Source organism: Candidatus Binatia bacterium, assembly GCA_036382395.1.
In the GTDB taxonomy this organism is placed as follows: domain Bacteria; phylum Desulfobacterota; class Binatia; order HRBIN30; family HRBIN30; genus JAGDMS01.
On record DASVHW010000230.1, the window covers coordinates 1 to 5,695 of the forward strand.

6 protein-coding genes are annotated in these 5,695 nt (G+C 63.1%); 2 read left to right on the top strand and 4 right to left on the bottom strand.

Features of this window, described 5'->3' with window-relative positions; genetic code table 11:
- Positions 1-263, bottom strand: a 263-nt coding sequence (locus VF515_10565) for a Gfo/Idh/MocA family oxidoreductase (GenBank protein ID HEX7408075.1), incomplete at its 3' end; no start/stop codon positions are given.
- 35 nt (positions 264-298) lie between these two features.
- Positions 299-2,491, bottom strand: a complete 2,193-nt coding sequence (locus tag VF515_10570; GenBank protein ID HEX7408076.1) for a beta-N-acetylhexosaminidase — start codon at positions 2,489-2,491, stop codon at positions 299-301.
- Between the two features lie 126 nt (positions 2,492-2,617).
- Here VF515_10570 and VF515_10575 point away from each other — a divergent pair, with 126 nt between their 5' ends.
- Complete coding sequence (locus VF515_10575) at positions 2,618-2,755, top strand: hypothetical protein (GenBank protein HEX7408077.1); 138 nt, start codon at positions 2,618-2,620, stop codon at positions 2,753-2,755.
- Between the two features lie 206 nt (positions 2,756-2,961).
- Positions 2,962-3,219, top strand: a complete 258-nt coding sequence (locus tag VF515_10580; protein ID HEX7408078.1) for a ferredoxin family protein — start codon at positions 2,962-2,964, stop codon at positions 3,217-3,219.
- A gap of 119 nt (positions 3,220-3,338) precedes the next feature.
- Here the strand turns inward: VF515_10580 and murA are convergent, their stop codons facing one another.
- Positions 3,339-4,637 (bottom strand): UDP-N-acetylglucosamine 1-carboxyvinyltransferase, encoded by a 1,299-nt coding sequence (gene murA, locus VF515_10585; GenBank protein HEX7408079.1) that lies wholly within the window; start codon positions 4,635-4,637, stop codon positions 3,339-3,341.
- Between the two features lie 172 nt (positions 4,638-4,809).
- Positions 4,810-5,695, bottom strand: an 886-nt coding sequence (gene murQ / locus VF515_10590) for an N-acetylmuramic acid 6-phosphate etherase (protein ID HEX7408080.1), incomplete at its 5' end; no start/stop codon positions are given.

Below are 5,695 nucleotides of genomic sequence, written 5' to 3' on the forward strand. Positions count from 1 at the left end.
GCGTTCATCCCCATCGGCTTCTCGAGCAACACCGGCTTGCCGGCCTTCAGGCAAGCCAGCGTGTCCGGCAGGTGCAACGAGTTGGGCGAGGCGACAAACACGGCATCCACGTCGGGACAGCGCGCCAACTCGTCGACCGAAGTGAACGCATGGGGGATGCCGTACTGGGCGGCCGAAGCCTTGGCCTTGGCGGCGTCGCGGCGCGAGATCGCGGTGACACGGCAGCGGCTGGCTTTGGCAAAGCCTGGCATCAGCTGCTTCACGCCATGCAAACCAAACCCGGCAATTCCGAAACGAATCATGGCTGCGGAGGCGGCGCCTGCGAGGGCGGAGGCGTGTTCTTCGGTGGCGGCATGGTAGTGGTCGGAGGCTGCACCGGTGGAAGCGGTTGCTGCGGAGCGGCGCCGGGTGCGGGCGCTTGCGTTCCGGGTGCTCCGGCGGGCGGACGCGGAGGAGGCGGTGTCACGACAAAGCCCATCCGCTCGGCGGTAGGCGGCGGTGCGTTCGGGCTTCCGCGGCGGGCGCTGCGTACCTCGCTGATCTTCGTTTGCACGATTTGCGTCAAATTGTCGTAGCGCGACAGGACGTTTTCGAGCCAGTAAGGATGATTCTCTTTGAGGTAATAGTCCGAGTACATTTTGCGGTTGCGGACCAGCGCGTCGCGCAGATCTTCGAGGCGGCCGTTGGTACCGGTGATTTCGTTGATCGAACCCAAGTTGTAGCGGCCCTGCGCGCTCGGCGTTTGCGTGCCGCTCCAGGCCTTGGCGATCTCGTCCTGGTATTGCACCTTCATGCCGAGGAAGTCGAGGCGGTAGCCGGCGAGGATCATCGGCTCGATCGTATCGGAATGGATCGCAGCCTTATCGCGGTTGTTGATCAGCGCTTCCAGACCTTTCTCCGCCGAGAGCCGCAGGTCGCGCGCGATGGGCAGCATGCGTCCGGCAAACTGCGCACCCGCCGGTGAAAATGGATCAACCCACAAATACGAATTGGACGACTCGCCCAGTCCGGCGCTCTTGAACAGCGTGTTGGCTTTGTTCAAGTCGAGGATGGCGTCGTGAAACGTGGAGCCGGTGTTGCGGTAGAAGGCCCAGTCGTAGGCCTGCTGGAACTGCTGGATGTTGCACTCCCCCTGCTGCCAGGAGCAGGCGCCGCCCAGGACAAATTGCGGCCACGTCAGTCCGATGAACGACTCGCCATCGTCGTTCCAATTCGTGTTCAACATGCCGAGCGCGTTGTACTTTTGCCCGTCGCGCACGAAGACGCTGATGTTTGGATAGGCGTTGTCGAGGTTGGGGAAGATCACGTTCCAGTTATTCGCCCCGGGCGCGACGAACAGGTCCAGACCCGCGTCCTTGTAGGGTTTGAGCATGTTGTCGAAGTTCGGGCGCGCGCTGTAGGACCAGGCAACCGCGATCACGTCCTTGGGCAGGATGTTGAGCAGTTGCGGGTATTTCATGGCGATGTCGCCCCAGAACATGATGCGCTTGTGGTGCGGCTTGAGGATGTCGGTGATGCGCGCGAGGAAGTCGAGATAGACCTTGCCGATGCCGACTTCATCCGCCCTGGGCTTGGTCTGGCCGCGGCCGAGCTCGAAGGTCTCGTCGGCGCCGATGTGCAGGAACGGGCCGGGGTATACCTCGGCGAGCTCGTCGAACATCTTCTGGATCAGCGCGTACGAACCTTCCTGTCCCGGGGCGAGCACGTGCCCGTGCGGGGTTTCCGCGAGGTCCGTGTAAAGCTCGTACTTCAAAATGTTGTGCAGGTGTCCAAACGCCTCCTGCTCGGGCACCACGGTGACGTAATACTGCGCTGCGTACTTGACCAACTCGCGCGCTTCGCCGGGCGTGACTGCGGCTTCCTGCGGCGCGATCAGCGGCTGCCTCTTGTAGGCGAACACCGCCTCCATGTAGGGCGAGAACATGTTGATCTTGTACTCGCTGAGAGTGCGGATCTGCTGCTTGAGAAATTCGAGCTTGGGGATGGGACCGCGGCTGAGGTCGTCGTGCACGCCGCGCCAGCGCATCGAGGGCCAGTCGCGAATGGAAACTTCGGGCACGATCAGCTTTTTGCCGTCGGGCTGCATGAGCTGGCGGAGCGTCTGCACGCCGTAGAAGAGTCCGGCATCGCTGGCGCCGGCGACCACGATGCGCCCACCCTTTACCTCGATGGTGTAGCCCTCGTCCTTGAAGAGTGGATCGTCGCCGGATTTTGGCTCAAGACGTCTGAGTTGAATCGTACCCGGAGCGGCGGCGCCAATCGTGGGCTTGCGTCCGCTAGTGCGCTCGATTTCTTCCGCCAGCATTTCGGCGGCGATGCGGTCCGCCTTGGCGTGCTTGGCGGTCAGCGCAATTCGAGTGGCGGAGGTGACCGTGACCTTGCCCGGTCCCAGTTCGACCTGCTTGGGATACGGAATGAGCTTGAGCTGCTGGGCATGGACGGCGGCGGAGCAGAGAAGGGCGGCGAGAATAAGAACGCGTTTGTGTTTCATAAGAAATTGCCAGCCTATGCGCCCGCCAACGCCGGCGTCAAGGAAGCGCCGAGCCTCACGCGAGTGAGTGACGCGCATCACGGACTGACGTGAAGTTCGGGGACAGACTGTCGGCAGAGGTGGATTATGCCGATCCTCATCATGGCGCTGCTCGCGCTCGCTGTGTTCCTGGTCATGGGGCTGATGTTGTTTTACGCCGCCTACGCGGAAGCGCACACCCCGCACCCGAACCAGGAGCCTGCCTCCAAGACCTCCGCCCGCTGACGCGGCGCTTACCCTGCTTGATCGCATGACCGGCGCGATTCTCGCCAAACCCGGCTGATCCTGTCGCACAGTGTGCTGCACCTCACAAGGGATTGTGACCGGCGTCACGGCCCGGGTGTCCATGCCTTGGCTACTGTAAAGACAAGGAGCACCACCCGGTCGTGCGATCAGGCGGCGCCCACAAAAACCCAGACACGAGGAAGAAAATGGCCTACGTAATCACGGATACCTGTATTAAAGATTCGCTCTGCGTGGACGCCTGCCCCACCGACTGCATTCATCCGAAACAGGACGAGCCGGCTTTCGAGACATCGACGCAAATGTACGTCAACGCCGAGGAGTGCATCGACTGCGGCGCCTGCGTCCCGGCTTGCACCAGCAATTCGATCTTCCCGCTCGACGAAGTGCCGGACGAGAAGAAAGTTTTCATCGAGAAGAACGCCGCTTTCTACGCGAACGCCTGAGCTCCCCCCGCACTAATAAGGAAGCCGCTCGACGAGAGCGGCTTCTTCTATTTAGGCCGGGTATATCGGTAAGTAAGTGGTACAACGCATCGGGATACCGAAGTACCGAAATACCCGACTCACGCCACCGGCACGCTGGCCTTCTTGCGGAATACCTCGCCCATGCGCTTGATTTCGGCGCCGACGCCGCGCAGCTTTTCCTCGATTCGCTCGTAACCGCGGTCGATGTGGTACACGCGGTCAATGATGGTTTCACCGTCGGCGACCAGCGCAGCCAATACCAGCGATGCGGACGCGCGCAGGTCGCTGGCGAGCACGGCGGCGGCGCTGAGCGGGGTCTTCCCGCGGACGATGGCGCGCCGCCCCTCGATCTTGATGTTGGCGCCCATGCGCACCAGTTCCTGCGCGTGCATGAATCGGTTTTCGAAGATGTTTTCTACGATGACCGAGGTGCCCTCGGCCTGCGTCATCAGCGTCATGTACTGCGCCTGCATGTCGGTGGCGAAGCCGGGATATTCCTCGGTATTCATGTCCGCCGGTTGGAACGGGCCCTCGCCCGTCACGCGCACTGAATCCCCGTTGATGCGGATCTTGACGCCGACCTCTTCCAGCTTCTGCAGCAGCGCCGACTGGTGCTCGACCACCAGGCTGCTGACGTTGAGGTCGCCGCCGGTCATCGCGCCCGCGAGGATAAAGGTACCGGCCTCGATGCGGTCGGGAATGATGCGGTGGCGAGCGCCGTGCAGCTTCTCGACGCCCTGCACGCGGATGGTGGAAGTGCCCGCGCCTTCGATTTTCGCGCCCATCTTGTTGAGCAGCGCCGCCAGGTCGGCGACCTCCGGCTCGCGCGCGCAGTTCTCCATCACGGTCTCGCCCTCCGCGAGGGTGGCGGCCATGAGCAGGTCTTCGGTGCCGGTGACGGTGATCTTGTCGAAGCTGATTCGCGCTCCCGTGAGCCGCTTGGCGCGGGCGACGATGTAGCCGTGCTCGGTGGTGATCTCCGCGCCCAGGCGTTCCAGCCCCTTGATGTGCAGGTCGATCGGACGCGCGCCGATGGCGCATCCGCCGGGCATGGAAACGCGCGCTTCGCCGCATCGCGCGATGAGCGGGCCGAGCACGAGCGTGGAGGCGCGCATGGTTTTCACCAGTTCGTACGCCGCTTCCGGTTTCGGAGTGCGCCCGACGCAAATCGTCGTTCGGTGCTGGGCTCGTCCGTAGCCAAGCTCGACTTCGGCGCCCATGCTGGCCAGCAGGCGCCGCGTGGTTTCGATGTCGCGCACTTGGGGAATGTTTTCGAGGATGATGGGCTCTTCGGTGAGCAGCGCCGCCGCCATGGCGGGAAGGGCCGCGTTCTTGGCGCCGCTGACCCGAATTGTGCCGAGCAGCGGGTTGCCCCCGCGAATTACGAACTTATCCATAAAGGCTTCAGGCTCCGGGCTTCAGGCGTCAGGACGCCCGAGCCGTATGCGTCGTGTCGTTAGTGTGCCACGACGATAGTGCCGCGGGTATGAATGTAGAACCTTAGTAATCAATTCCAGTTTTCGCCTGTCGGCTCCCGGCACCTGAAACCTGACTCCTGACACCTGGAGTTTACGATCTGCTGGCGCGGCGCTCGCTCAAGGGCAGTGCGCCTTCGATCGCGTGGCGGACGTTGCCATTGGCCAGCCGGAGCCGCTTCTCCGCGTTGTCCTTGGTGATGCCAGTCCGGAGCATGATCAGTGCCAGTGGGACGCTGTTTCCGGCCTGCTTCAATGCTTCCGCAGCGTCGGCCCGTGCTGCACCGGTAGCTTTCTCCAGGATCCCAACCGCCCGCTCCACCAGCTTCTGGTTCTTGGGATGCACGTTGACCATCAGGTTTCCGTACACGTATCCCAAGCGCGCCATGGCGCCGGTGGTGATCATGTTGCAGATCAACTTCTGCGCCGTACCGGCCTTCATGCGGGTGGAGCCGGAGAGCACTTCCGGTCCGACTTCGGCGACAATCTCGATCTCCGCCGCTTTGCCCAGGGGCGAACCGGGATTGCAGGTGATGGCGACCGTCTTCGCTCCCTTGCTGCGCGCGTACTCAATTGCCGCGATGGTGTATGGGGTGCGGCCGCTCGCCGCGAGACCGGCAACGACGTCGAGCTTGCCGGGCTTCTTGTCGGCGATGTCGTCACGGCCGGTTTCGGCGGCGTCCTCGCTGGCTTCGGAGGCACTCCACAGGGCCTTGGTGCCGCCGGCCATTACGAACTGCACCGTGTCGTATCCAACGTCGAACGTCGGCGGACACTCCGAGGCATCCAGCGCCGCGACCCGCCCGCTGGTTCCCGCACCGACATAGATGAGGCGTCCGCCAGAGCCGATGGCTTGCGCGACCGCATCGATGGCCTCGGCAATTTGCGGCAACGCACGTTCGACCGACGTCCCGACCTTCTTGTCTTCCTCATTGATGAGGCGCGCGATCTCCAGCGCACTCATGGTGTCCAGTTGCGCG

Excerpts from the sequence above, each read along its gene's own strand:
- murA (HEX7408079.1), bottom strand. The coding sequence starts at position 4,637 with ATGGATAAGTTCGTAATTCGCGGGGGCAACCCGCTGCTCGGCACAATT.
- VF515_10570 (HEX7408076.1), bottom strand. The coding sequence starts at position 2,491 with ATGAAACACAAACGCGTTCTTATTCTCGCCGCCCTTCTCTGCTCCGCC.
- VF515_10580 (HEX7408078.1), top strand. The coding sequence starts at position 2,962 with ATGGCCTACGTAATCACGGATACCTGTATTAAAGATTCGCTCTGCGTG.
- VF515_10575 (HEX7408077.1), top strand. The coding sequence starts at position 2,618 with ATGCCGATCCTCATCATGGCGCTGCTCGCGCTCGCTGTGTTCCTGGTC.